The sequence below is a fragment of the Micromonospora sp. CNZ303 genome (assembly GCF_004345505.1).
Genome location: NZ_SLVT01000005.1, coordinates 248507 through 273725, shown reverse-complemented (window position 1 = coordinate 273725; position 25219 = coordinate 248507). Strand labels below are relative to the sequence as shown.

The 25219-nt window shown below is 68.4% G+C and carries 14 protein-coding genes; 9 read left to right on the top strand and 5 right to left on the bottom strand.

Features of this window, described 5'->3' with window-relative positions:
* Positions 1-56 precede the first annotated feature (56 nt).
* Complete coding sequence (locus EV374_RS11375; RefSeq protein ID WP_132234364.1) at positions 57-1562, top strand: AMP-binding protein; 1506 nt, start codon at positions 57-59, stop codon at positions 1560-1562.
* 476 nt (positions 1563-2038) lie between these two features.
* Here EV374_RS11375 and EV374_RS11370 read toward each other — a convergent pair whose 3' ends face one another.
* Positions 2039-3046, bottom strand: coding sequence for a hypothetical protein (locus EV374_RS11370; protein ID WP_132234362.1), 1008 nt, complete (start codon positions 3044-3046; stop codon positions 2039-2041).
* A 282-nt stretch (positions 3047-3328) separates the two neighbouring features.
* A complete protein-coding gene (locus tag EV374_RS11365) occupies positions 3329-4642 on the bottom strand; it encodes an MFS transporter (RefSeq protein WP_207914065.1) in 1314 nt (437 codons plus the stop codon).
* A gap of 500 nt (positions 4643-5142) precedes the next feature.
* Between EV374_RS11365 and EV374_RS32930 the strand changes: the two genes are divergently transcribed.
* Both EV374_RS32930 and EV374_RS32925 read left to right on the top strand, forming a co-directional pair.
* Positions 5143-5373 (top strand): transposase, encoded by a 231-nt coding sequence (locus EV374_RS32930; protein ID WP_486485701.1) that lies wholly within the window; start codon positions 5143-5145, stop codon positions 5371-5373.
* Positions 5374-5464: 91 nt separating this feature from the next.
* On the top strand, positions 5465-5947 hold the full coding sequence (locus tag EV374_RS32925) for a response regulator (protein WP_486485700.1): 483 nt from the start codon (positions 5465-5467) through the stop codon (positions 5945-5947).
* A gap of 677 nt (positions 5948-6624) precedes the next feature.
* On the opposite strand, the gene EV374_RS11355 is transcribed toward EV374_RS32925, so the two are convergent.
* Both EV374_RS11355 and EV374_RS11350 read right to left on the bottom strand, forming a co-directional pair.
* Positions 6625-7188, bottom strand: coding sequence for a hypothetical protein (locus EV374_RS11355; protein WP_132234360.1), 564 nt, complete (start codon positions 7186-7188; stop codon positions 6625-6627).
* A gap of 162 nt (positions 7189-7350) precedes the next feature.
* Positions 7351-11232, bottom strand: a complete 3882-nt coding sequence (locus EV374_RS11350) for a WD40 repeat domain-containing protein (protein WP_132234358.1) — start codon at positions 11230-11232, stop codon at positions 7351-7353.
* A gap of 224 nt (positions 11233-11456) precedes the next feature.
* Between EV374_RS11350 and EV374_RS11345 the strand changes: the two genes are divergently transcribed.
* From EV374_RS11345 to EV374_RS11325, 5 genes are all read left to right on the top strand, one after another.
* Positions 11457-11843: a hypothetical protein gene (locus EV374_RS11345; RefSeq protein WP_132234356.1), complete on the top strand. Its 387-nt coding sequence runs from the start codon at positions 11457-11459 to the stop codon at positions 11841-11843.
* A 1006-nt stretch (positions 11844-12849) separates the two neighbouring features.
* Entirely contained in the window at positions 12850-13929 is a 1080-nt protein-coding gene (locus EV374_RS11340; protein WP_132234354.1) for a CCA tRNA nucleotidyltransferase, read from the top strand.
* Complete coding sequence (locus EV374_RS11335; protein WP_132234352.1) at positions 13926-15158, top strand: hypothetical protein; 1233 nt, start codon at positions 13926-13928, stop codon at positions 15156-15158. The genes EV374_RS11340 and EV374_RS11335 overlap by 4 nt, the downstream gene beginning before the upstream one ends.
* Positions 15155-18526 carry a WD40 repeat domain-containing protein gene (locus EV374_RS11330; protein WP_132234350.1) on the top strand — a complete coding sequence of 1124 codons (3372 nt, stop codon included), beginning with the start codon at positions 15155-15157 and terminating at the stop codon, positions 18524-18526. Before EV374_RS11335 ends, EV374_RS11330 begins: the two co-directional genes overlap by 4 nt.
* Positions 18523-20430: a hypothetical protein gene (locus tag EV374_RS11325; protein WP_132234348.1), complete on the top strand. Its 1908-nt coding sequence runs from the start codon at positions 18523-18525 to the stop codon at positions 20428-20430. The genes EV374_RS11330 and EV374_RS11325 overlap by 4 nt, the downstream gene beginning before the upstream one ends.
* Before the next feature lie 39 nt (positions 20431-20469).
* Here the strand turns inward: EV374_RS11325 and EV374_RS11320 are convergent, their stop codons facing one another.
* On the bottom strand, positions 20470-20790 hold the full coding sequence (locus EV374_RS11320; RefSeq protein ID WP_132234346.1) for a hypothetical protein: 321 nt from the start codon (positions 20788-20790) through the stop codon (positions 20470-20472).
* Between the two features lie 980 nt (positions 20791-21770).
* Between EV374_RS11320 and EV374_RS11315 the strand changes: the two genes are divergently transcribed.
* On the top strand, positions 21771-24941 hold the full coding sequence (locus EV374_RS11315) for an AfsR/SARP family transcriptional regulator (protein ID WP_132234344.1): 3171 nt from the start codon (positions 21771-21773) through the stop codon (positions 24939-24941).
* Positions 24942-25219: the final 278 nt, after the last annotated feature.

The following is a 25219-nucleotide window of genomic DNA, read 5'->3' as shown; positions in this document are numbered from 1 at the left end:
GACGCGAGCGTTGGGGGCGGCTACCCTGACTTGTCTGCGGAGGCTCGGGGGGCGACGTGGAATCGATCCGGCTCGTGGGTGCGGACCTCGCCGTCGGTGAGCCGATTCTTCCGTTGCTGGACGCCTCCCTCGGCCGTTTCGGGGAGCGGCCCGCCGTGTCCGATCCCGGCGGCTGCCTGACCTTCGCCGACCTGGACGCCGAGACCCGCTCACTGGCGGCGGAGCTGCGGGCGGCCGGCGTCGGCGCGGCGGAGCCGGTGATCATCCAGACCGCCACGTCCCGGTGGGCGATCGTCGCGATGCTCGCCGTGCTGCGGGCCGGCGCGCAGTACGTGCCGGTCGACCGGCTGTTCCCCCGCCGGCGGCAGGAGGACGTGATCGCGGCGAGCGGGGCGACCTGCCGCATCACCGAGTCCGGGCCCCCCGACGCGGGACTTCGGATCACGGGCGCCGCCGCGGGGCGGTCCGGGGCGTCCCCGCACGCCCGGCCGGCGGGGGAGTCCCCGGCCTACACGTTGTTCACGAGCGGTTCGACCGGTACGCCGAAGGGCGTGGTGGTCACCCACGGCGGCCTCGGCTACTCCACCCGGGCCCGCATCCACCACTACCCGGAGGCGCCGTCGGTCTACCTGCTCTGCTCGTCGATATCCTTCGACAGCTCCGTGGCCGGCATCTACTGGTCGCTGGCGACCGGGGCGCACCTCGTCATCCCGGGCCCCAACCCGCTCGACGCCGAGGCCATCGTGACGGCGGCGGACCGCTTCCGCGGCTCCCACCTCCTGCTGCTGCCCACCCTCTACGAGGCGGTGCTGGACACGGCCGGCCCGGAGCAGCTCGCCAGCCTCCGCACGGTCATCGTCGCGGGGGAGCCCTGCCCGCCGCGCCTCGTCGGCCGGCACTTCGCGCGGCTCCCCGGTGCGGCGCTCTACAACGAGTACGGACCGACCGAGGGCACCGTGTGGACGATGGTCCACCGGTGCCGTCCGGCGGACGCGGGCTCGTCCGACGTGCCGATCGGCCGGCCGATTCCCGGGACGACCGCGTACATCGACCTCGACGGCGAGCGGACCGGCTCCCGAACCGGTGCACTGCGGATCTCGGGCCCGGGCGTCGCAGCCGGATACGCGACCGCGGCCGGTGGGCTCGCGCACTTCCCGGACGTCGAGGGGGCGCGAACCTATCGGACCGGCGACATCGTCAGCCTGGATGCCGAGGATCTCGTCCACTTCGTGGGCCGCCGCGACACCCAACTCAAGATCGGCGGTATGCGGATCGAGCTGGCGGAGATCGAGCAGGCGATCGTACGGCGCGTCGGCGGGCGACCCGCCGCCGTCGGCATCGCCCGCCGAGGCTCGACGGTTCCCAGTCTTGTCGCCTTCGTGGCCTGTGCCGACGCCCGCGAGAGCCTGCCCGACCTGCGCCGGCTGCTCCGCGACGACCTGCCTCGCGGCGCCCTGCCGAGCCGCTGGGAGGCGGTCAAGGAACTGCCGAGACTGCCGAACGGCAAGCTGGACCGGGCCGCGGTCGACCGGATGGCCGCCGACTTCCTGTGTCGCCCGTAGGGCCCGCTGCCCCGCCAGCACTGCTGAAGCACCCAAGGGGCCAGGTTCACGGCCCAAACATCCGCACGAAGGTCTGTCCCAGACGATCCCAGCGAGCTCATCTGTCGTACGCCGTCGGTCTCCGCCGGGGCGGCGTAGCAGTTCGCGGTCGAGACGCCACCGCCGTGCGCGCGGGAAACCGCGGCAGGAACTGGGCACCGAAAGCCGGGACGTGTTCGTGTACACCGTGATCGCCGCTGATCGCTCTGACCTGCCGCTTCATCTGCGTCCTGGATGAAGCGGCACCTTGGTCTCTTGATTTCGCGTCAAGCGCTCCAGATGTTGCCAGCTGTCACTACGTCGGGTGTTTCGACGAGCCTGAATGCGGCCGGGTCGTCGGCGCTCCCTGGTCCTGGTCGTCACGAGTTGACCGGTGGACAGTGGAGCAACTTGTCTTCGCGTCGGCGGAGAGGTCGACGTCGGCCTGGCTCGGGCGACTACCTCCTGAGCAGTTCGATGAGCGTGGTGTCGGCTTGGGCCAGGCTCGGCGGGCCATGCAGTGGTGTGGCCAGGATCCGTCGGCAATGGTCGAGTTCGATGTAGACCACGTCGCTGGTGATCGTGGCGTCCTTTAGGGCAGCGAAGCGGTCTGCGGCGACTGAGCACTGCTCAGCGGGGTGTAGCGCTGCCAGCTTCCGCTCGATGGCCGCCCGCCGCTGCTGTGGTAGGAGCAGTCCGTACGTGAAGGTCCCGGTTGGCCGGGGCGTTCCCTGCTGCTGCGCTGGCACCCGGTACACGCACAGACGTACCTGGGACGGGAGCGACACCCGGCCCGGCCGTGGGAGGAGCCTCGGGTCCCTGGTCTCGGTGGCCACCACGTCTGACCAATCCTGGTTGCATCCGGAGGCGGCCGCTCCGGCTGACACGACCTCCCGTACGACCTTCTCCGAGACGGAGGTCAGGCGCAGGGCTCGCACCGCCTCTGATACCTCGGGGCGCGGCCTGCGGCAGCTGTCCGTCGGTAGTCCCGGGCGGATCCACTGCCCTTGCGCGTCGAGTAGCAGCAGGTTCGGCACCCAGGGCATCTCCAGGGTGCAGGCTTCGACGGTGGTTGTGTCATCGGGTAGGCGCAGTGCGGCAAGAAGCGCCGTTACGTCGGTGGCCCGGCCCTCGGTGAGGACCAGGTCCTCACCGAGGTCGGCGCGTCGCTTCGGCTCGAGCTGGCAGTGAATCGCAGCCGCCACCGTGAAGTCGGTGCCCAGGCGGGGCAGGGCGAGGGCGTCGGGCGGGCGTCCGTCGTCTGCTACCGGAGCGTCGACCGCTACCGGAGCGTCGACCGCGCAGGAGGTCCACGCGGATCGGATCGTTGGCTTGCCGGTTGCCGCAGCGGACCGCGGCGCCTCCCGCCCATCGGCGGGTGCCTCGGCCGCCGTGGGCGCACCCGCACATGCGGCCAGTCCGGCCAGGGTCATCACCACGCCGAACCCTCTGACGAATACCCGCATACCGCTCCTTGGTGATCGAATGCATGCAATTCGTGTACCTCTGAGACGATGTGGTCCGCCACCACCGTCACCGTCGATGACCCACCACCTGCATCGACCTCATCGGCCAAGCCGCCATCGACGCCCTGACCAGGGCCTAGGAGAGGCCGGACCGGGCTCTCGGCGATCGCGTCGGGAGCCCGGTCCGGCCCGCCCGGTCACACCGCAGGGCTTCATTCCACATCTGCGAACGCCCCTGCTTGCATCGAAACGGAGAGCAGTATGCCCGACAGTGGGCAGCGCCTACTGGGCCTGGGCGGCCAGCGGCTTCTCGGCGGCTGGGCCCTCGGCTGCCGGCGACGACGTGGCGCGGGCGGCGGCGATCGCGGCCTGTCCGGACGGCACCATGATCGCCACGATCATCACGGCGATGGTAACCAGGCCAGCCACGATCAGCAGGGCTTGGACGCTGATGACGTCGGCCAGCGGGCCGAACACCACCATGCCGATCGGGGTGGCCAGGGCCATCACGATGCCGACGTAGCTGAACACCCGGCCGTGCTTCTCCGGCTCCACCGTCTCCTGGATCAAGGTCATGAACGGGGTGGAGAACAGGGGAACCGCGAACCCGAACAAGAACATGAAGCCGTAGAAGACCCACAGGTTGGTGCTGAGGCCCATCGCCACGGTGAAAATGGCGAAGCCGAAGGTGGAGATCAGGACCAGTCCGATCCGGCTGCGCTTGGCCAGCCAGGTGGAGATCAACGCTCCGCCGAGCACCATTCCTACGCTGAACGCGATCTCCAGTACGGCCAGCATCCACTTTTCGCTACCGAAGCTGCGGGCCACCATCAGCGGCGTCACGAACGACGGCGCGACGGTGAGCATGAAGATGATCGCGAAGACCAGCAGCAGCCAGCGGACGATCCGGTGGGTCCAGATGTACCGCATGCCCTCGACCAAATCCTGTCGATAGGTCGTCGTAGCCTGGGTCGCCCGATCCAGGGTGGGCACTGCGACCAGGGCCAGCAGCCCGATGCCGATCACGGCGGTGATCACGTCCAGGAAGAAGACCGGCACCACTCCGAAACCGGCGTAGATGGCGGCAGCCGCCGCCGGAGCCAGCAGGGCCATCGCGGAGCTGATGGTCTGGAACATGCCGTTGACCCGCATCAGCTGGTCAGCCGGCACGATCTGCGGGATGATCGCCTGCACCGTCGGTGTCTGCACCCCGGCCCCGAACGAGCGGACCGCGACGGCCAGCAGGATCACCCACAGGTCGGTGATGCCATTCAACATCAACAGGGCCAGGACCAGCGTCGCCGCCGCGATTCCCGCATCGGCGATGATCGTCAGCGTCTTGCGGTTCATCCGGTCGGCCAGCACCCCGCCGAAGATCGACACGACACCCTGGGGGGCGAACGCGCAGACGGCATAGAGCGCGACCGCCAGACCGGACTTGGTCTCGAGCGTGACGTACCACATAACCACGTACTGGACGACCATTGAACCGAACAGCGACACGGTCTGGCCGGACAGGAAGAGCGCGACGTTGCGTTTCCAGCGTGCGGGTGCCGGCGCGGGACTGGTCTCGGAGGCAAGGCTTGTCTCGGGCACGGTCTCCTCAATCAGGGCAGTCGGCAGCGCCGGCAAAGATAACCGCAGGGTGTGACACCGTCGGACGCCGGCGAACGGCCCAGCCCGGTTCGAAGGCCGGTTCACCCGTACGTCGGAGCACTCGCCCGATCACCCCAACCCGGCAACCGTCCGGGTGGAGCCGCGGTCACGCCTAGTGAGGCAGTTGACTTCCAGCAGCGTGAAAGCTCTCGTGGCGCGCCCATGACTGTACCGTTGCAGGGAGGCTGCGGCTCGCAATTTCATCGGGAGCGGTGCTGGCACACCGCCCACCTACTCAGGGCGCTTCCACAGACCTCCTGGGCGGTCCTTGCGGAGGTCGTTCCGTGGCCGTCACCGCCTTCTGGTGGCATCACTCGCTCTGGCCGGTGTTTCGTAAGCGGGCGTGGCAGGGTGAGGTCACGGCGTGGCGGTGATCGATAGCTGAAGGGGTCTCCGGCAGGTGGGTTAGCGACCAAGCAAACCTGAATACCGGAGACCTCGTGGCCAGCCTAGCGGCGGCGGCGCGGCATGACCTGAGCGACATCCAGTGGCAGCACCTGCGCCCGTTGCTGCCTGCGGAATCGTCGCGGGGAAGACCGTGTAAGTGGACCAGACGACAGATCATCGACGGCATTCGGTGGCGGGTACGCACCGGTGCGACGTGGCGTGACGTGCCCGCGAACTACGCCCCGTGGCGCGCGGTATCCATGGTTCCGCCGATGGCAGCGTGATGGCACCTGGGCTCGCGTCCTGGCCGGGCTGCAGGCCGCCGCCGACAAGGCCGGACGCATCGACTGGAGCGTCAGCGTCGGCCTGGACGCGGTGACCCGACTGCACGTCACCCGACACGACTGCGACATCCTGGTCATCAGTGCCGCCCGGGAGGCCGACACGGTCCGCCGTGCCGTCCGCTACGGCGCGGTCAACTACCTGCTCAAGCCGTTCGGCTTCGAGGAACTGAGGACCAGGCTCGAACAGTACGCCGCCCGGCGGAACTCGCTTGACGCCGCAGTGGTCAGCGACCAAGCCGACGTCGACCGGGTGCTCTCCCGCACCGGCCCGCCGACCGCCATCCCGGCCCTGCCCCGCGGTCTCAGCCCGGAGACCGCAGAACTGGTCGAACACGCCCTGCGGGAACAGACCGGCACGCTGTCCGCTGCCGAATGCGCGAACCAGGTGGGCGTCTCCCGGGTCAGCGCCCGCCGCTACCTCGAGCACTATGCCGGAACCGGACGGGCCGAGGTCACCCTGAAATACGGCACCGCCGGCCGCCCGGAACGGCGCTACCGCTGGGCGGGCCGGTGAGGGTGGTGGCGTCCTATCCCGTCACCGCACCGAAGATCTCGGCGCCGGTGCAGTAAGGACGGCCCAGCAAGGACCACGAACTCCGGGCTATCAGCGGGCGCCCGGGCACCCAAAGGCCACCCATGTCGACGCCTTATGGCGAGCCGACGATGCGGACAAACCGGTTATCCGGACCCTGATGTTCCTACCCCGCGCCAGACCTTCGTCGGCTGGAACAGTTGGAAGGCTCATAGACCTGCTGCCGCCGAACGCGCACCACCACCACCCACTCGTCCGACGTTCGTTGGCCGTGTGGAAGCAGCCTGGTCGAGGATGACGACGGCCCGGACTCGCCGGTGTTGCCGCATGTCGGCGGCAGGCCGCAAGTTCTGGTTCAGGGCAGGTCGGGGCCGCCCTCCTGGGCGGGTTCGCCAAGCACGCTGAACTTCTCGTCAGCATCGTCCGTGCCGTCGCCCACGAACGCTTCGAATGGCTCCTCATCACGTAACTGTGGGTACTTGTCCAAAAGGAACCGTGGCCGGTGCGCATGTCGGCGGTGTTGACAATTCCCTCCGCGATGATCACCCACGGTCCGAACCAGACTGTGACCGGTCGCGAGACGTCGCTTAGGCAGGCGTATCCCGACCAACTGGCCGGGATGCGCCTGCCCGCACTCAGAGAGCTATAGCCCCTTATCGTCAGGCGATGCGGGACAGTGCGTCGTGAAGGTCGGTCTGCCCCGCGTCCGGTCGGATTCCGTCGCCGTAAGGACCTTCGGGGTCGACACCCAGTCGGTTAAGACATTCGGTGAAGATAAGATCCTGCCCGTTCACCCAGCGGGGGAGGGTAGGACGCCAGCTCTCCAGATCGTACGTCTCACCGGTCGCCCAGTTACTCCCCTCGCGTTTCAAGGGGATCCACGAGTTCAGCTGGTGGCATTCAAGTTGATCCCAGATGGTGTCGGCCAGCTCGCCGTAAAGTCCGGGTACGCAACGCTGCACCGCATGCCACTGCTCGACCACGGCGTCCCTCGGATTCGCCGCGAAGGCGGCGTGCCATCTGGCCTCTCCCGTCGGCTTGACGAGAATCTGGAACTCTCCTTCGGCCCACTTCACCGTTTCGATGGACTCGACGAATTTGCTCGGACCGCAGTACGGTGCGGCACTCGCCGGAGTGGCGAGCGCGAGCGTGGCAGAAACTATGGTCAACAATCCTGCTGTCCACGCGACCAACTTGCGGGCACCGAGGCGAGATCGTTTCATGGCGGCACAGTCCTCTCTGGTGGGCGGCAGGTGTGCCGCCCAGGCCGGTATCACTACGGTGACCACCGGGGTGCGCGGCGGCAACTCCTTTGAGCAAGATTGGACAAGCCTTGGACGGCGTGCTGTGCCTGGTCAGCGTGTCCCGACGCCCGAGCGGCCGGATCACGGGCAAGGGGGGTCGTAGGGCCGGTCGGGAACGTGGGTCTTCCACTCCTCAATGGTGATGGCGTCACCGCTGGTGTCGCAGATCAGCGCCGCGGCGGCGTCGGTATCCACAGTCCAGACCCACGCCTTTTTCCGGTCTCCCCCGGATACGAGGAGCCGGGTTCCCGGCTGATAGTGCACCGGATACATGGCTCCCCTCGCCGGTTTGAGTTTGGCGAGCACAACGGGTGCGTGTCGGTCGCGTATGTCCCAGATCCAGATGGTGCCGGCAGCTGTCGTCGCCGTGAGGGTACTTCCGTCGCTGGTGAAAGCGAGTGAATGCACGTAGTTCAGCGGACCGGTGAGTGGCGCACCAATCGGGCTCGGTGCACCGGGGCTGGTCACGTCATAGAGCCGGATGGTGCTGTCAGCGAGCCCGACGGCGAGCAAACTACCATCCGGGCTGAATTCAGTCGCGAAGACGTAGTGATTACTGGGGGTGAGGGTGCCGGCCGGGGTGGGAAGCCGGGGGTCACGAACGTCCCACAGTCGAACGGTTTTATCGACGCTGCCCGCTACGAGAAATTCACTATTCGGGCTGAAGGCCACTTGGTTGACATATCCGCTAAAGGTTCCAGGTGTCGACAGTCGAGCTGGGGAATAGGGGTTCCTGACATCCCACAGATGTACCGTCCCGTCGCGACTGCCGGTGGCGAGCACCGAACTGTCCGGACTGAAGGCTACCGTTTCGACCTGGCGCGAATGCGCCTTCAGCGGAGGTCCTATCTGGTTTAGGCGAGTCCGATCGGTGACATCCCAGAGTTGCACGGTGCCGGACCTGCCGCGCCCTTCGACGAGCAGTCGGTTGTTCGGCGCGAATGCGAGAGTGCCGGAGAACCTGTCCGGGTTGGTGGTGGGGGGTCCAAGCAAGGTGGGGTGCTCTGGATCGGCGACATCGAGCAAGCGCAGGTCCGCACTACCGATGGCCAAGGTGGTGCCGTCGGGGCTGAAGCGCGCGGCGCTGACCGTATAGTCCATACCCTCCAGCGTGGGTGAGGCCACGGGCCACATCCGTGCCGTGCCGTCGTTCGCTCCGGTGATCACAGTTCTGCCATCAGGTCCAAACTTCACCGACGTGACCGGTGACGGGTGCGGCATCGTGGCGGTGACCCGGCGACTGGTCAGGTCGAGCAGCCGCACACCTTGGTCGCTGTCGGAGCTGGCGATTGCGAGTGTGGCGCCGTCCGGTGAGAACGCCACCGCGTTGACCCAGCTGGCCGCGCCGTCGATGGGAGGTCCGCTCGGTACCGGGTTGCCAGCGGTCGACCAGAGATACACCTGCTGGTCGGCGCTTCCCGCGGCGAGCGTGTCGCCTCGCGGGCTGAACGCCAGCTGGCCGATCGCCTTCGTCGGCCCGGGGGCGGGAGACGGGTTGGCGGGGCGGTCGGGTTCGCTGATGTCCCAGACTTGTACGGTGCCGTCGTCGGTGCCTACCGCGAGCCGAGAGTTGTCTCGGTTGAACGCGACGGATTTCGCTGGTGCATCGTCGTCGACGTGCAACGGCTCGCCCAGAGGACGCAGTTCGACATCGGTGACCGACCAGAGTCGTACGCTGCCGGCGCTGGTGTCGTTCACTAGCGGCTCGGCAACGGCGGCGGCCATCAGGCTGCTGTCGTGGCTGAAGATCACGGAGTAGACCTTCGCTCCGAGACCTGCGACCGTGGGCAGCGCTGCGGGAGCCATCGGGTCACGGGTATCCCACAGGTGGATACTGCCGTCTCCGCAGGAGGCAGCGAGCAACTTCCCGTCGGCCGAGAACGCCAGCGCGTAGACCTTGCCGCATGCGGCGTTCGGCAAGTCGGGGCGTACCCGTGGATGACCCGGCACGGTGATATCCCAGAACCGCACGGTGTTCCCTGTCGCCGCCGCGGCGATCCGCCCACTGGGATGTATGCCGACCGCGTACATGATGCCGCCGCCAGTGGCCCGCATCCGGACAGCCGGGCGCTGAGCGGTCGCCTCGATCAGTGCCGAGCGGGCCTCCACGGTGGGCGCGATGCGGAACGCCGCCACTGCCAGCTGGCGCGCCAGCGAGACATCGACCTCGCGCAGGTTGGTGATCTCGCTGGCTATCATCCGGGAGACCGCTTCGTCACGTTGGCGGGTGGCGGCGCTGGTCTGCGCGACGACGACCACCGTCAGCGCACCGACCGCCGTCAGCAGGATGGACAGCATGGCGATGACCTGCTGGAGCCGGCGGGTGCGGCTGCGGGAGCGGCGTACGCCAGCGTCGAGGAACGTTCTGACCGGCTTGGGCACCTCGTCGGAATGCTGATCTGCCCATTCCCGGGCGGTGTGCAAACGAGTGCCCTCATAAAGATGGTCCTGGTCGCGGTCGTGCCGCTCCCACTCCTGCGCGTCGGCGGCCATCCGTTGAGCCAGCAGCCGGCCGGCCCGGTCCGCATCGAGCCACTCGCGCAGCCGCGGCCAGGTGAAGATCAGCGACTCATGCGTGATCTCGACGGTCTCGGCATCTACCGTGAGCAGGCCCTGATGGGCGAAGCGGTAGAGGACCTCGTACAGCTCGGCGTCTTGGCCCTCGTCGGACAGATCGCTGAGCAGCGCCTGCCGACGGCTGTCGGCCGCAGTGGGGTGCACCAGCACCAAGTGGAAGAAGAGCTTGCGGGCGATCGATCGCTGGATCGGGCTCAGCTCACCGAAGACCGCCTCGGCAGTGTCGGTGACCGCACGGTCCAGGCCACCGACCTGACGATAGTGATGCACCGTCATGTTGGTGCCGTTGCCAGCCAGCCACGTCTTGCTCAGTGCGTGGGACAGTTGCGGCAGCAGCGCGGCGCGGTGCACGGCGCGGCCGGGCCGGCTCGACACCTCGCTGATCACCAATTCCACGAAGCCCGCCTCCGGCTCGACGCCGTTCTTGCGCGCGGGCTCAGCGATGACCGCGCGCAACTCGTCCTCATCCATCGGGGTCACTGACACCTGACGGCCGTCGGTCAGCGCCTGGAGCTGCACATTGTCCTGGGCCACGCCATACTGGTCGGCGCGTAGACCTAGGACGACGAGCCCGCCTCCTGGTCTGGACGTGGCCGCCTGCAGCGCCGCGAGAAACCCCGCCAGCTCCTCGTCGGCATCGTCTCCCGCGGCGATGAGTGCCTGTTCAACCTGGTCGACGATGATCAGGACCGGTCGATCCAGCGCGATTCGATCCAGGTAAGGGGCGACACGAGCAGGGTCGGCCCGCAGATCCGCGGCGACCGCTGCGGAAGACAGGCCGAGGTGCTTGGCGAGTGACTCAGCGAGCTGGGCAGCCGGTGTGGGCGTCGTCGCGAAGGACAGCACGGCCCAGGTGGTGCTGCCCTCAATGACGGCACCCTGCGCAATCGCCGGACGGACGCCAGCTTCGAGCAGGGAAGTCTTGCCCGCTCCGGAAGAGCCGACCAGCAGCATGGTGCCGCCGCCGGCCTCGTGCATTTCGCGGATATTGTCTAGTACGGACGCCAAGAGCCTGGCGCGGCCGAAGAAGTACGGAGCATCCTGCACGCCGTAACTGTCGAGACCCCGGTAGGGCACGACGTCACCTGAGTTGCGGGTCCTGCGCAGCCGTCGGACGGTAGCGAGCCACCGTTCGACCTCATTCTGATCGACTCCCAGGTAGTGGAGCAGGATGCGAAAGTCGTGATGGAACTTCGGCGAGGGAAGGTTGCTACCGGTGAACCAGGTGCCGATGGTCCGATGGTCGACCCCGGCGCCTTCGGCGCGGCACTTGTCCATTAGGAGGCGATAGGACCATGCCGCCGTGTTGAGCGCTTGCAGCGCCTCAGCGAACGCCTTCCGCGTCGTGATCTCTGGAAAGGGTGGGGCGGGGTACTGCGACTGCACGGCGGCTCCTGAAACAGTTGTCGGCCGTTCACGCACTGTGGAGCCAGGTTACAGACGGGTGACTGTCCATGTTCGTGCGGTGAGCCGTCCAACTTCGTCCAATCTCGGCTTCCGCGCCTTGCAGCGCCTTGCTGACCTGGCAATCTGAGGTCACCGACGGCCGGAAAGGACACCGAGCCTGTCGTCGATCCGTCACCGCCTACCTCCTGAAGGAAGGACCCCTCATGTACTCCCACAGCATCGGCAAGACCGGTAAACGCACCGTGCTGCGTCGCCTCACCGGAGTAGCGGCAGTCATCGCTGCGATGGTCACGGTGAACACCCTTGGCGCCGGCCCCGCGCTCGCCGCCGGCCCCTACATCGGCTCGAACTCCGGTGGTGCCTGGCTGCGCAGCGCCGCCTACCTCGGCGACCAGTACAAGGTCCGCTACGTCGGCAACAACACCGCCGTCACGATGGTCTGCTGGGTCGACACGCAGTGGGTATACCCGCCGGACTCCGACTACGCCTCCAACCGCTGGTTCAAGGTCGACGTGCCCAGCGTGGGCGTGTACAAGGCGTACGTGCACTCCTCGCTCGTGGAATCCCAGGTCGGCGTCGGCCACTGCTGAACAGTCTCAGCCAGCCACCAAGGCCGTGATCTGCGCTTCCGCAGACACGGCCTTGGTGGTGTGGCGCGCCCGAAGGAACTCGAACCCGTTTTGGCATCCCGCTCACAGGCGATGCGTTGCCGCTGCCGGACGGATCCGCAGGAAGACGAACTGCGAGCTGGCGGTCGACAACGTGTCAGCCCGGTCCGACGCTTTTTCTGATCGAGCGGCGTCCACGCGCGGCATCCGCTGCCACGGACGAACCCGTCGCTATACCTGCGTCGGCCGCGACGAAAGCCCTCTCCCGCGCCGGACGCAACCGACCCGAACCCACCTCCAGCAAGTGCGACTACTGCCGGGGCACCTACGGGCGGGTAACCGACCCGGACCAGGCGCAGGCCGCAGCGCGATTGCTGGCATGGCTGGCGGCACCGACCGGCGCAGGCTAATCGTGCTCGACGACTTGACCGACCCCGCTGACCTGTGCGGCTCTGGCCGCACACCACGGCGATGGGACGCACAGTGGTTACGACGCGGCGCCGCGCCGCGGCGTTGCTGGCCGCCGCCACATCGTGCTGGTCGGCCTGTTCACCCCTGCGGAGGCACGCGCGTACCTGGACCACAAACGTCTTCGGTGCCGCCACGGATCGTGCTCCCCACGGCCATCAAACATGGTCAAGAAGCTCCACGAGAGCGGGGGAGCTCACCTTGCGGTTGGCGCCATCAGGGGGTTGGGCGTACTGGGCCAACAAGACGACCGCATCGTTGATGATGATGGGTAAATGGCCACAATGGCCGATGGCTTTCCAGGCGGCTTGTTGGCGTTGCACGAGCGACTTCCCAAAAGAACGGCCTGGCATGACTTGAATACGGGATTGTGATCTTTGAGAGCGGTTGTTAGGTTTGGCTACTCACCCCACTGTGGTGGGAGCAGGTGGCGAGAACCTGCCCGATTCTTCGAGCAGGCGCCTCTCCAGGCCGTCGTGGCCGGTGAGTGCTCGGAGCGCACGTCTTCCGAGGACTGTTGATGATGGATACCGGAGCCGCCCCCTACCGCGTGTCGCCCGTTCGCCCGCTCGCCGTCGGTGATCTGCTGGCCGGGCGGAGGGTGGAGGGTTTTGCCTGGCAGGGGCCTGGCGGGGAGTCGACTCATCAGGACGATCGACTGCTGCTCGACGGTGACGAGGCGCTGACCTCGCCGCCGGACCGGCCGGTGCCGCAGACGGCCGAGGGCGCTGAGCAGACTGGGATCATGCCGCCCGCCGATCTTCCGTCGGAGCGGGTGGTGGCGGCGGGTGCGATCGATCCGGCCATCCCGCCCCGGGCGGACCTGCTGCTCAACCTTCCCGGCGTAGCGTGGCAGCCGCTGGCGCGGCCGTTGATCGCGGCGGTGCACGCGACCGGCCATCGGCTGTGGCTGGCTGGCGGGGCCGCCCGGGACCTGGTGGCCGGGGTGCCGCTGCACGAGGTGAACGACCTAGACCTGACCGGGACGGTGGGGCCGGGCCGGTTCACCGACATCATGTACCAGACGCAGCGCGCGTTGGGGATGACCGAGTTCCGCCGGACGATCACCCCGAACTCGCTGGTGTGTGCCCTGGTGCCGCCCCGGTCGAACGAGCGGCTGATCGAGTACCGCGGGCTGTACCGGGGCGGGTTCCGCTTCCCGGCGGTCGGCAGCGGCATCACCGAGGACTCCGCAATGCGTGACTTCTCGTTCAACGCGTTGTTGTACGACGTACTTGATCATCTGGTCCTGGACGGCTGTGGGACGGGGGTGCGCGATCTGCGGGACGCCAAGCGGCGTTTCGCCCCGCTGAATCCGAGCGATGATCCGTTGACGCGGGCATTCATCGTCGTGCGGGCGATGAAGTTCGCATTGCGCTGGCGGGAAAACATCCCTTTGGACCTGACGCCCCTGCATGACTGGGTGGCCGGCCTTCCCACTGATCTCTGTCAGCGCCTGAGCCGGGGTGACTGGAATGGTCTCACCAGCGCATATCGACGTATGACAGAAGCCTCGAAAGAATTGCAGCAGGAGTTCGCGTCGACTCTTCCGGAGCCCGGCCGTGAGCTCATCGAGACGCTGATCGGGCGTATCCGATGAGGCCGCTGAGCGCGTGGATCGCGCATTTCGAACCCAGGACCGGGAAACTCGGTCCGGTCAACGATGGCGACGACCGTGCCGACGCCAGGAGCATGGACTGTTTCTCCGGTGAATGGCGCCGAGTAGGCGTCGAGGTGGAGCCGGACCGGTTCGCGCTCGGCCTGACCGATACGGACGGCACGATCGTGGTGGAGTTGGACGACTTCGGCGCGCCGATCACGGTCGGCCCGGCGGCCATCGTGGTGATCGACAGGATCGAGCAGAGCTGGCCGGATGTCGGCGACGGGGTCGTCACGCTCGCCGATGAGGCGCTGCCGCTGCGGTACTGGCTGATGGAACGCCTGGCCACCGAGTCCGACCCGCCCGATGAGGTCTTCGCGATCCTGCCGTGGGATCTACTCGACCGGGCGACGGCAGCGGTCACCGCGGGTCTGGAATCGATCGGCGATCTCGGCGAAATGGTCAGGATCCAGCACTGGCTGACCCCGGCGCTGATCGGCTTGGCCGGCCCGATCGAACAACTCGACCACGGCCTGCGCACCGGCGACGGGCAGATCGCCCGGCTCGGAGCCTCGGCGCTGCTGTCCGTCCTCCGTGACCTGCCGCTTTCTCGCATCCCGCAGCGGTCGATCGCTGCGCTGGACCGGCTCGTCGGCACACTCGGGCGAATAGACCCGCTGTATCGCCACACGGCCCGGGTCGTCTCGGCCCGGCTGACCGGCACGCCAGCACACCGGCTGCGCGTCTCACTGAACTCGGCGCTGGTGGCGGCGGCCGGCACCGACGACATCCGCGAGAACATCGAGTTTCTGGACGACGACTTACAGCGGGTGCAACTCGTCCAGACCCAAGCGGGCTCGCTGCGCATCCTGGTCCGGGTCGGGCGCCCGGCCGAAAGCCCGCTAAGCGAGCGTGCCGGTGTCTTCCAGCCGGTTCGGATCGTGCCACGGGACGGCGCCGAACGGCTCTTCTGGATCGCGATGTATCCCGAGGGCGACGCGCTGCTCGGCGCGATGACCGTGGTGCTGCCGCCGGGCTGGTCGGACGTGGACGTGGACGACATGCCGGTCGATACCGATGATCTTCGCGATGTCGATCCCGAGACGCTGCTGGCGTCCCTGTACGCCAGCAGCGCGCCGACCGCTCAGTATTGGCTTGACCTGGCCGAAGGACTGCCGTTCTCCCATCCGGTACGGCGCGCGGCGACGAAGTTCGAGGAATCGCTGTGATCACCGTCGGCGACCTCTGCGCCGACGGAATCAGCACCGAGGACGCGGAGCGACTCGGCCAGCAGCTGATCGACGGACGACAGCGCCTGCTCGCGATCGTCCGGGCCTGTGTCGCGAGCGACGACGTCGAAAACCTGACGCGGCTGCTCTCCGGCACCCGCGCGGTCCACCAGATGCTGCTCGCTACCGCGGTCCCGCTGACTCGGGTCAGCGAACTGGACAGCGAGCCGTTCCAGCCCCGCGACGCATCGCCGGTCCACGCCGGCCGCGCCCTCGCCGCACTCGGGCTGGTCCTGGCGGACACCCCGGAGCGGGCACTGGATCACCTGCGGGTGTTCCACCGGTGGATTGACCACTCGGGATGGGCGGATCCAGACCACGCGCCGGTCCGGACCGTCCCGGCCGCCGTCGACACACCGCATGTGGCGACGATCCGCAAACTCGCCGAGGCGGGCGAACTGAACCTGCTAAGCCTGGTCTGGCTGGCCGAGATCGACGGCTGGGACCGGTCGCGTTCCGTGCGGCTCGGCCCGAGCACCCAGGTGCTGCTGGACCTCGGAACGCAGGGCCGACGGGCCACGCTCCGGCTGTCCTGGGCACCCGGCCTGCCCGCCGGTCTGGTCCCCGACCCGGCCGTGATGACACTCTGCTCGGCGGACGAGCGGTTTCGCGAGGCCCTCGCCGCCGCCCGTCGGATCGCCGGTGGCCCGCCGCACGGCACGGTCCTGTGGTCACTCACCGACCAGGTCGGACCGGTGACCCGGGTGACCGGCGAGTCGTTGAGCCTCGCCTTCGCCGTCCTGCTCGACGAACAACGGCGATTGAGCCGCCGGGTGGTCGGGCGGCTGACGGTGCGCCGGTCGAGGGCACGCACCGCGATCGTCGGCCGGGTCTCCCCCGGCGACCCCACCGCAGCCCTGTCAGTGGCCGGCTACGGCCCGAAACTCAGCGTCGTCAGCGAGGACACCCGGATTGTCCTGCCCAGTGCCGACCATGCGGCGGCGCTGCGGGAGAACCAGGCCTTCGCTCACCTGCTCCCGGTCGACACCTGGCGTCAGGCCGCCCGAGCCAGCCGTGCCATCCACCGCCGCAGCGTTTCCGCCATCATCGTGATCTGCTTGGGACTGGTCGCGGCGACCGGCCTCGGCCTGTACCGGCTGTCCGAGTCCCAGCGTGGCCTCGACCAGCGCCGAGCGCTCGCCGCCGACCTGGCCGCGCGCTCGGTCACCATGCGGGAAACCGATCCGGTGCTGGCCGCCAAGCTAGGACTGGCCGCCCATCACATCGCACCGGACAGCAACCGGGCCACCGACGCGCTCCGCGACGTGCTGGAGGACAACCGCAACGTGGTCCGCAGTTGGCAGGCCGACCCGGCACGCGTCGGCGCACTGGCGGTCAGCGAGCCGCTGGATCGAATCGTCACGTCCGGCTCCGAGCCAGTCACCAGGATGTGGGCGTTGTCGTCCGGCGCGCCGTCGGGAGAGCTCCCGGTACGGACCCATCAGATGGTCGCCGCCGAGAGACAGGCTTACGTCGCCGCCGCCATCGACGACGGCCTCGCACTGTTCGACATCGGCGGTGACACTCTCACCGAACTCGGCTCGCTGCCCGACCTGTCCTGTTCGAACGAGACAGAGGTAGCCGCGTTCGGCTTCACCAGGAACGACACGAACCTGGTCGTGGTCTGGAAGGACGGCGCGGTCAACAACTACGACGTCGTCACCCGGAGCGAGACGAGCTGCCGGGACTCGGAGAGGACCCTGGCCCCGCTGACCTTCGCGGAGACGCTGCCGGTGAACAAGGTGGTCGCTGCGGATGTGGTGGAAGGCACCGGCGACGAGGTCGTGATGGTTCTGTCCAACAATGACGTGATCTCCAGTCGGTCCGGTGGGAAGGCCCGCGTCGAGGTGCCTCGGGACAGCTTCGTCGGTGACGCCTCCCTGGTGGCGGCCTCGCCGGAGACGGTCAGTGTGGCCCTTCCGCAGGGTGTCGCTGTGTGGAGCCGCAGCCACCGGACGCTGCTCGCGAACCCAGCGGGCGGCCTAGGCGGCGAACCACACGTGCTGGTGGAGTCACACGGCCACCTGCTCATCGGCGGTGACGCCGGAACCGCGCTGATCCCGCTGCCCGGTGACAACTGGCGGATGGCCGACAGCCTGGCGACCCCGAGTGGCGGCACGGCCACAGTGGCGGCGATCAGCGAGCGCGGCATGGTCGCGGGCGGACCCGGCGGCCGCATCTCGGTCATCGCCGCGTCGACCGGGGAGTTGGCCCTGGAACAGGAGATCACCACGACGGCGACGGCGTTCCTGCCGGACGGCCGGCTTCTCGCGTCGGACGTTCCCAAGGGGCTGAGTGATCGTTCGACCGGGACCCTCAGCTCGGGGATCAGGGTGTTCGACCCGAGGATTGGGAAATACCCCGACGACCCGCTGACGCGCTGGACGTACGGCGAGGAAGGTTTGATGTTCTTCGCCAACATGGTCGTCGTAGGGCCGGGTCTCGTCGCCTCCGCCGGTCAGGTGCGCGGACGCGGCGCGATCCTGGTCTGGCAAGGCGATGACCACACCTCGCCCACCGAACTGCTCCTGCCACCGCCGGACGAGAAGGAACTCCCGTCGCAGGAGAAGATCATCGCGGCCATCGGCCTCACCCCGGACGGCGGACTGCTGGTAGCCCGGCACGTGTCCGGGGAAATCGGCTTCTGGACCGTTCCCGGCCTGGAATCGGCCGGCACCCTCAAGCTTCCGCCGGGTAACACCCGGATGTCGGTCCGAGCAGGTCGAGTAACCCTGGTGACAGGAAGCAAGGACAAGATCGAGCTGGTCGACGTTGATACCGCGACGCGCAGGATCATCCGACGGGTGCCCGCTCCCGGCGCCTGGCTGATGTCCGGCACGCCGGACGGCACACGGACGGTCAGCATGGGGGACGACGGCACCATCCAGATCCGCGGTCCGGAACTGGAACCGCTCGGCGACTCGTGGCGGCCCTCCACGTCGGGTGAACCGGTCACTGCCATCGCACTCGACGCTGTCGGCCGGCGGCTGGCCATCGCGCAGGGCGATCAGGTGCTGGTGTACGACGTGGACACCCGGACGTTGGCGATGCCGCCCCTTCAAGCCTATGGAAGCCGCGTGGTGACGATGTCGTGGTCACCCGATGGCGAGCTGCTGACCGGCACCACCATGCCGCCGCAACGCGGCAACAAACAGGTCACGCCGCTGCGGGTGTGGAAGACCGGGGAGCTGGACTGGAGCAGTCAGGTCTGCCGATGGGCTGGTGGTGGGTTCAGCCGGGCGGAGTGGTCCCGTTATGTCGGTTCTGCGGCTGATTACATTGATTTGTGTGCGAAGGCGGGCCGATGAGACGAGTGTTTTCCACCTGCCTGGTGGCCGCCGTTCTGCTCACTGGCTGCACGGGCGCTGACAAGATCCCGGAGCCCGCGGTGCCAGGCCCGGCGATCCTGGCCTTCCACCAGAACGGGCGGATGATGTTCGCCGACGCCTCCGGCCGAACCTGGGGTGGTGTCGCCGCCCAGTACCCGCCGCAGGACATCGCGTGGTCGGCGGACGGCACCACTCTCGCCTGGCTGGACGACTCGCGGTTGTACATCGTCGAGGCGGCGACCGGTTCCGAGCGGTCCCAGCCGTGCCCGTGCGCCGGGCTGGCCCGTCTCGGCGACCGGTTCGCCACCGTCAGCGGGGACGGGCTGGCACTGCTTCTCTTCGACGCGGCCGCCTCGGCGACCAGGGTGGCACTGCGCCGCCCCATGCCGGATGCGCGGGTCATTGCCGGTGGTCGGGACCAGGTCGCGGTCGCCGAGCCGATACCGGAGGAGAGGGCCGCCTACCGAGGTCAGAGTGCGTTGGCGGCGATCGACAGCCTTGGCCGCGCACGGCTGATGATCGCGGGCGACTCCGCGGTATCAATCAGTTACGGTTTCACCTCGCCCGACGGCACCCGGATAGCCACGATCGAGACCCCGAGCACCGGTGCCTGCTCCGGTACTCCGGGCATATTCTCGCTGGTCAATAGTGGGCGGAACCCGCGGTCGGAACGACTGGTCCCGGCGGATGCGACGTTCCGTGGCGCGGTCCTGGCTGACGGCCGTGACATCACCGCGATCAGCTGGGCCGGCGACGACATCGTGGTGACGTTCGGGCCCAACGAGTGCCAGAGCAGTCACAGCAATAGATTTCTGACGTACGCATTGACCGGCACCACGTGGCACTTCGTTCGGGCCGGCGTGCGCGCGGCCGGATTCGGCGGCCAGGGCCGCTCGTACGCCATCGATCTGGACACCCCGACGACCGGAAAGCTGGTGCTGACCAGCGCGGACGGCTCGCTCAAGGAGGTCGGGGAAGGTGTCACCGCGTTCTGGGCGACTCCCGCCGAGCAGGCTGCCGGGCAGGCGCGGACCGGCACGCCGGAAGATCCGCCGATCACGACGACCGATCGTGGACATCCGGTCGCCGCGACATACCTTGGCCTTGCCGCCCGAATCACGGCAGCCCTGGACGCCGGTGACACCACTACCCTGGCCGCACTGTGCGCGGCCTGCGACGCTCCCACCCTCAAGCTAGTGGAGACCCCAGTGGGCCGAGACAAGCTGCGAAAGTCGTTGAGCACCCACCCCGCAGCGGACGCGAACTCCGTGACCTATCCAGGGCTGGCAGTGCGTTCCTGTCTGGATACCCCGGACGATGCCGATTCCTGCACTGCAGAGCAGATTAATGACATCGGTCGGCTCGGGCTGCCGTCCGACTACGACATCAACTCCTCCGGGCAGAAATTCGTCGCGCCCATCAGCGGATCAATCCGGATGACCGTTGACGGCGCCGGCGCCGCACAGTGGACCGGACAGTCCCGGTCCGCTCAGAACTACCGGATCGAGAGCGAGGACATCCCGGAAGCCTACTTCTTCATGTCATCCGGCGGCGAGTACATCTGCGGCATCGACGCCACCAAGGCGCTCTGTCAGGGCCCGACCGACCCGATCCCGCCGCGCCCGGCCTCCTGCGGCGAGGGCCCGGAATGGGGAGGCGGGATGTCCGTCACCGCAGCCGGGGTCACCGATTTCATCTGCGCGGGAGGCGTGATGTTCTATCCCGTTGGTCGCGAGCCGGGAAAGCGGGACCGACTGGCGGCCGGGCAGGTGATCGGCGCTCTCGGCTTCACCTGTCAGGCGGGCACGGCGACCGTCCGCTGCACCCATGAGTCGACCGGGCATGGCTTCGCCATCGCGCCCCGGACCAACGAGCGGTTCTGAACGACCCCTTACTCCGGGTCCTGGGTGCCGCCGGCGGCTTTACTGGCCCCAGTGCCAATGACGCTCGCACCCTTGGCGACGATGCGCGCCCCACGACACGGCTGATTGGGCTCCTGCGTGATTGTCCAGATACGTCGTTCCACGCCGACCAAGTGCCGCGGCGCCGTTGGAGATGCCCTCGACGGCGCTGCGCAGCGCGGCCGACAGCGGACAGCCCTTGAACCGCTGGATGTCACGCCATGCCGCAAGCTCGTACTCCGACGGTTCTGCGATGCTGCCCAGGTTAGTGGCCACAACGCCGCTTCTGATCAGGTAGTAGGCAGAGTCGGCGTTGGCGCAATCGGCGTTGACCGAAGGCACGCGTCTACGAATCAACCCGGCCGTAGGCGGTGACCGACGCCTGATTGGGGTTGCCTTGTCGATGTGAAGTCGCCTGCGGTTCTCCCTCGGCTGCTCCGTGTCAGCCTGTCGGCTGCCGTTCCGCTCCGGATGACAGTTCGTGCTGCCCGTTCCGGCTGTCATCGACGATTATCGAGTGGGGCTTCGCCCGGTTGGGAGCGGGTACGCCGTGCCACGATTGTCATGGCTCCGGAGTCGACCCGGGTTCGGACGTTTCTGCGGCGCGCCCTGCGGACTCATTCCTGGTGACGTCGGGTCTCATCTGTCAGGAAGGCGTATTCGCTTGCATTAAGCGGGCAGTGGCCGGTGTCGGTCCGTGGGTGGTGCCGGGAAGAGTCGCAACCCATTCGTGCCCGCTGCCTCGCGTGTTGTTCCTCCTCGCCATTCGATTGAGATCCGGACGTATCCCAGGTTTTCCTGCCACCTCGCCGGCCAGCTGCGGACCGGAGGCAGGAGTGCCGCGCCCCGGTTCGGCGCCGAAGAGGGTGACCTGCCAGTTTTTAGTCCACTTTGGTAACTATGCATATTTTGTGGTCAAATTGTCGGCGGCGGCATTGGATGCTTTGCCAGGACGTCGGGCGTGACTGATAGTTATCGTTTTGCCGGCGCTCGATGCAGATGAGAGGAAGCTGTCCGTTTGGATGATGTTTTCAAGAGACGCGGTGGGCCGAGACTGTGCGAGTCACGGTGGCGTGGCTGGAAAAGTTATCCTTGTTTCAACCTAGGGTATTCATGCAGCTGGCGAGTATTGCGCGGACGGTTAGGGCTATTTCCGGAAAGGGCGGGAGCGCTCCTGTTCCCGCGCGGCAGGTCGGTCCGTTGGCTGCGGCGCACCCTCTCCGGATGGGACCGCCGCGCGGTGGCCCGGTCGTCGAGTGGCCGCTGGCCGACGACCAAAGGCCGGCTCGGCTGCGATCGGGCAGGGCACGGAGGGACGTTCGGTGAAGTACGGCATCCTGGGACCGCTGGAGGTGGTTCATGGCACCGAAACCGTGCAGCTCGGTGGCCCGCGCGACCGGGTGATCCTGGCGATGCTGCTACTCGAGGGCAACCAGGTGATCCCGGTGGAGCGGCTGATCGACGCGGTCTGGGACGACCCCCCGTCGACGGCACGCGGTCAGGTGCAGATCTGCATCTCCAACCTGCGTCGGCGGCTCCAGGCGGTCAGCGGGCGGGACCTGATCGACACCCGTAGCCCCGGCTATCTGCTCAATGTCGGTCCGGACGAACTCGACCTGCGGGTCTTCGACGCCCGGGTGGCCGAGGCTCGTGACACCGGTGGTCCGCTCGCCGCTGCCGCGTTGCTGCGCGACGCGTTGGCCCTCTGGCGTGGTCCCGCGTTGTCCGGGATGGACAGCCGGGTGGTCACCTCCTACGTCAGCCGGCTCAACGAGCGCCGGTTGGCGGTGCACGGCGAGTGCATCGACCTGGAACTCCAGGCTGGTAAGCACTACGAGCTGGTCGGCGAGCTGATCGAACTGGTGGACCGGCACCCGCTCCAGGAGCACTTCCGTGCCCAGCTGATGATGGCGCTGTACCGCTCGGGCCGGCAGGTCGAGGCGCTGGAGGGCTACCGCCGCGCCAGCGAGGTGCTGATGGAGGAGCTCGGCATCAACCCCGGCGAGGAGCTGCGTCGACTGCACCAGGCCATTCTCGAGGGCGAGTGTCCGATTCCGCTCCCGCCGCACGGTTCCGCTGTCGCGGGGACCATCGCCCCGGCAGCGCAGGTGCGGTCCTTGGTGCCGAGCCTGCTGCCGGCGGCGATTCCGGACTTCACCGGCCGGGCCTCGATCGTCGGCGCGATCCGCGCCCAGCTGGGGGAGCAGGGGCAGGTTGAGGTCGATCGGCCGGTGGTGCGGGTCGGGGTGATCGTCGGGCCGGGCGGAGCGGGCAAGACCACGCTGGCCGTCCACGTCGCGCACCAGCTCGCCCCGGAGTTCCCCGACGGGCAGCTCTTCGCCCGGCTGCGGGTCGGTGACCGTCCGGCCAATCCTGCGGACATCCTGGAACGCTTCCTGCGGGCCCTCGGCGTGAGCGGCGCGGCGATGCCGGACGGGATCGAGGAACGGGCCGAGCGCTTCCGCGATCTGCTCGGCGGGCGTCGGATCCTGGTCGTGCTGGATGACGCGATGACCGAACAGCAGATCGCGGTGCTGTTGCCGGGCACCGCGAAGTGCTCTGTGATCGTGACCAGCCGTCGCCGGCTCACCGGGTTGCCGTCGGTCAACCGGGTCGAACTCGGCGCGCTCAGCCGGGGCAACGCCGTACAGCTGCTCACCCGGATCGTCGGTCCGGCACGGATCGCCGCCGAGCCGTCGGCCGCCGACGAGTTGTGCCGGCTCAGCGGCGACCTGCCGCTGGCGCTGCGCATCGTCGGCGCCCGACTCGCGGCCCGGCCGCACTGGAGCGTGACCGACCTGCTCGAGCGGTTGGTGGACGAGTCCCGCCGCCTGGACGAGCTCAACCACGGCGAGATGGGGGTCCGGGCCAGCATCTCGGTGACCTACGAGGGGCTGTCCGCGGACGCCAAGGTCCTGCTGCGCCGACTCGCCCTGCTGGATTCGCCCAGCTTCGCGTCCTGGGTGGGCGCGCCGCTGCTGGAGACCGACCATCTGCGGGCGCAGGACGCGCTGGAGGAGCTGACCGAGGCGTACCTGATCGACACCGAGCCAGGGCCGGCGGCCGGTCAGCTGCGTTATCGCTTCCACGACATCACCCGCCCGTTCGCCCGCGAGAGGTTCGTCGAGGAGGGCCCCGAACAGCGGCGGGCAGCTCTCGAACGCTGGTTCGGCGCGCTGCTGGCGCTGGCCGGTGAGGCGCACCGCCGGGAGTACTCCGACGACGTCCTCGCCCCGAACAGCGGGGCCAGCCGTTGGCCGCTGCCAGCGCCGTTGGTGGACCGGTTGCTGGCGGATCCGCTGGCCTGGTTCGAGCAGGAGCGCGCCGCCATCGTCGCCGCCGTCGCCCAGGCCGCCGCCAGTGGGATGGTGGAGCACGCCTGGGACCTGGCGTTGACCGCGGTCACGCTGTTCGAGTCCCGCTCGTACCTCAACGACTGGCGGCAGACCCACGAGGTCGCGCTGAACGCCGCCTGCCGCGCCGGCGACGTGCGGGGTGAGGCGGCGATGCGCTACTCGCTCGGCTCGCTGCACATGTTCGCCCAGCAGAGCGCACCGGCGGCCCGGCAGTTCACGCGTTCCTACGCCCTCTTTGAGGAGTTGGGCGACCGGCTCGGCATGGCACAGGTGCTGCGGAACTCGGCCTATCTCGACCGGGTCAACGGCGACCTGGCCTCGGCCCGCGACCGCTGGGGCCGGGCGCTGGAGGCATTCCAGCTGCTCGGCGACCGGATCGCCGAGGCGCACGTGCTGCACAACCTGGCTCAGATCCACCTTGACTACGGCGAACAGGACGCGGCCTACGAATTGCTGGTCCGGGCCGGGAAGATCTGCGAGGAGGTCGGCAACCGTCGGGTCGGTGCGCAGGTCCGGCACCGGTTGGGTGAGTTGCTGCTGCGCCGGGGGGACCTTGAGGGAGCCGGGGTGGCCTACCGCGGGGTGCTCGACTCGGTGCGGGCCGCCGGCGACCAGATCGGAGAGTGTTACGCCATCCTCGGGCTGGCGGCGGTCGACCATCGACGTGGCGACCTGGCGTCCGCCGCCAGGCGGCTGGCCCGGGCCCAGGCGCTCGCGGTGGCCGCTGGTGACCGGATGGCCGAGAGCCGGGTGGCACACGCGCTCGCCGACGTCGCCTTGGCTGCCGGGGAGCTGGGTTCGGCCGCCGAGCACGCCGATCGCGCGGTACGGATCTTCGGTGAGATAGGGGCCGCGCTGCTCGGTGCCAGCGCGATGGCGTTGCGCGGGCGGATCCACGTGGCCGCCGGTGAGCGGGCCGCCGCCCGGGCCGGTTGGGAGTCCTCCAGGGCGGTGCTGTCCGGGCTCAGCCTGCGCGGTGCGGTCACGCTGCAGGCGCAGCTGCGACGGGATTTGTCCGCACTGGGCGGCGCGGATGCCGATCGGCCCGTCACATCGGTTGGATCAGGCGGTGTGCACGCCGGCCGGCCCGCCGGCGGCGAGGGGGCGACCGGACCCGGGCCGGCCCCACGGGCCTGAGAGCCGCCGCCGGGATGGTCGTACCTGACCGTCCCGGCCATCCGGTCTCAGCCCCAGATCGTGTTGCGCTGCGGATCCGCGGGCGGGGTGGGAGTTGCCGTGGGCGTCGGCTCCAGGGGTACCGTGGGAGGTGCCGACGGGGCGGGCAGGTGACCGTGGCCGGAATCGGCCGAGGTGACCGGAGCGGCCCAGGACAAGCCGACGTATGCCACCGGTCCGGCCGCCACGGTGCCGAGGAGCACGACGCCGGCAAGGAACCTTCGCGAAACGTTGAATGC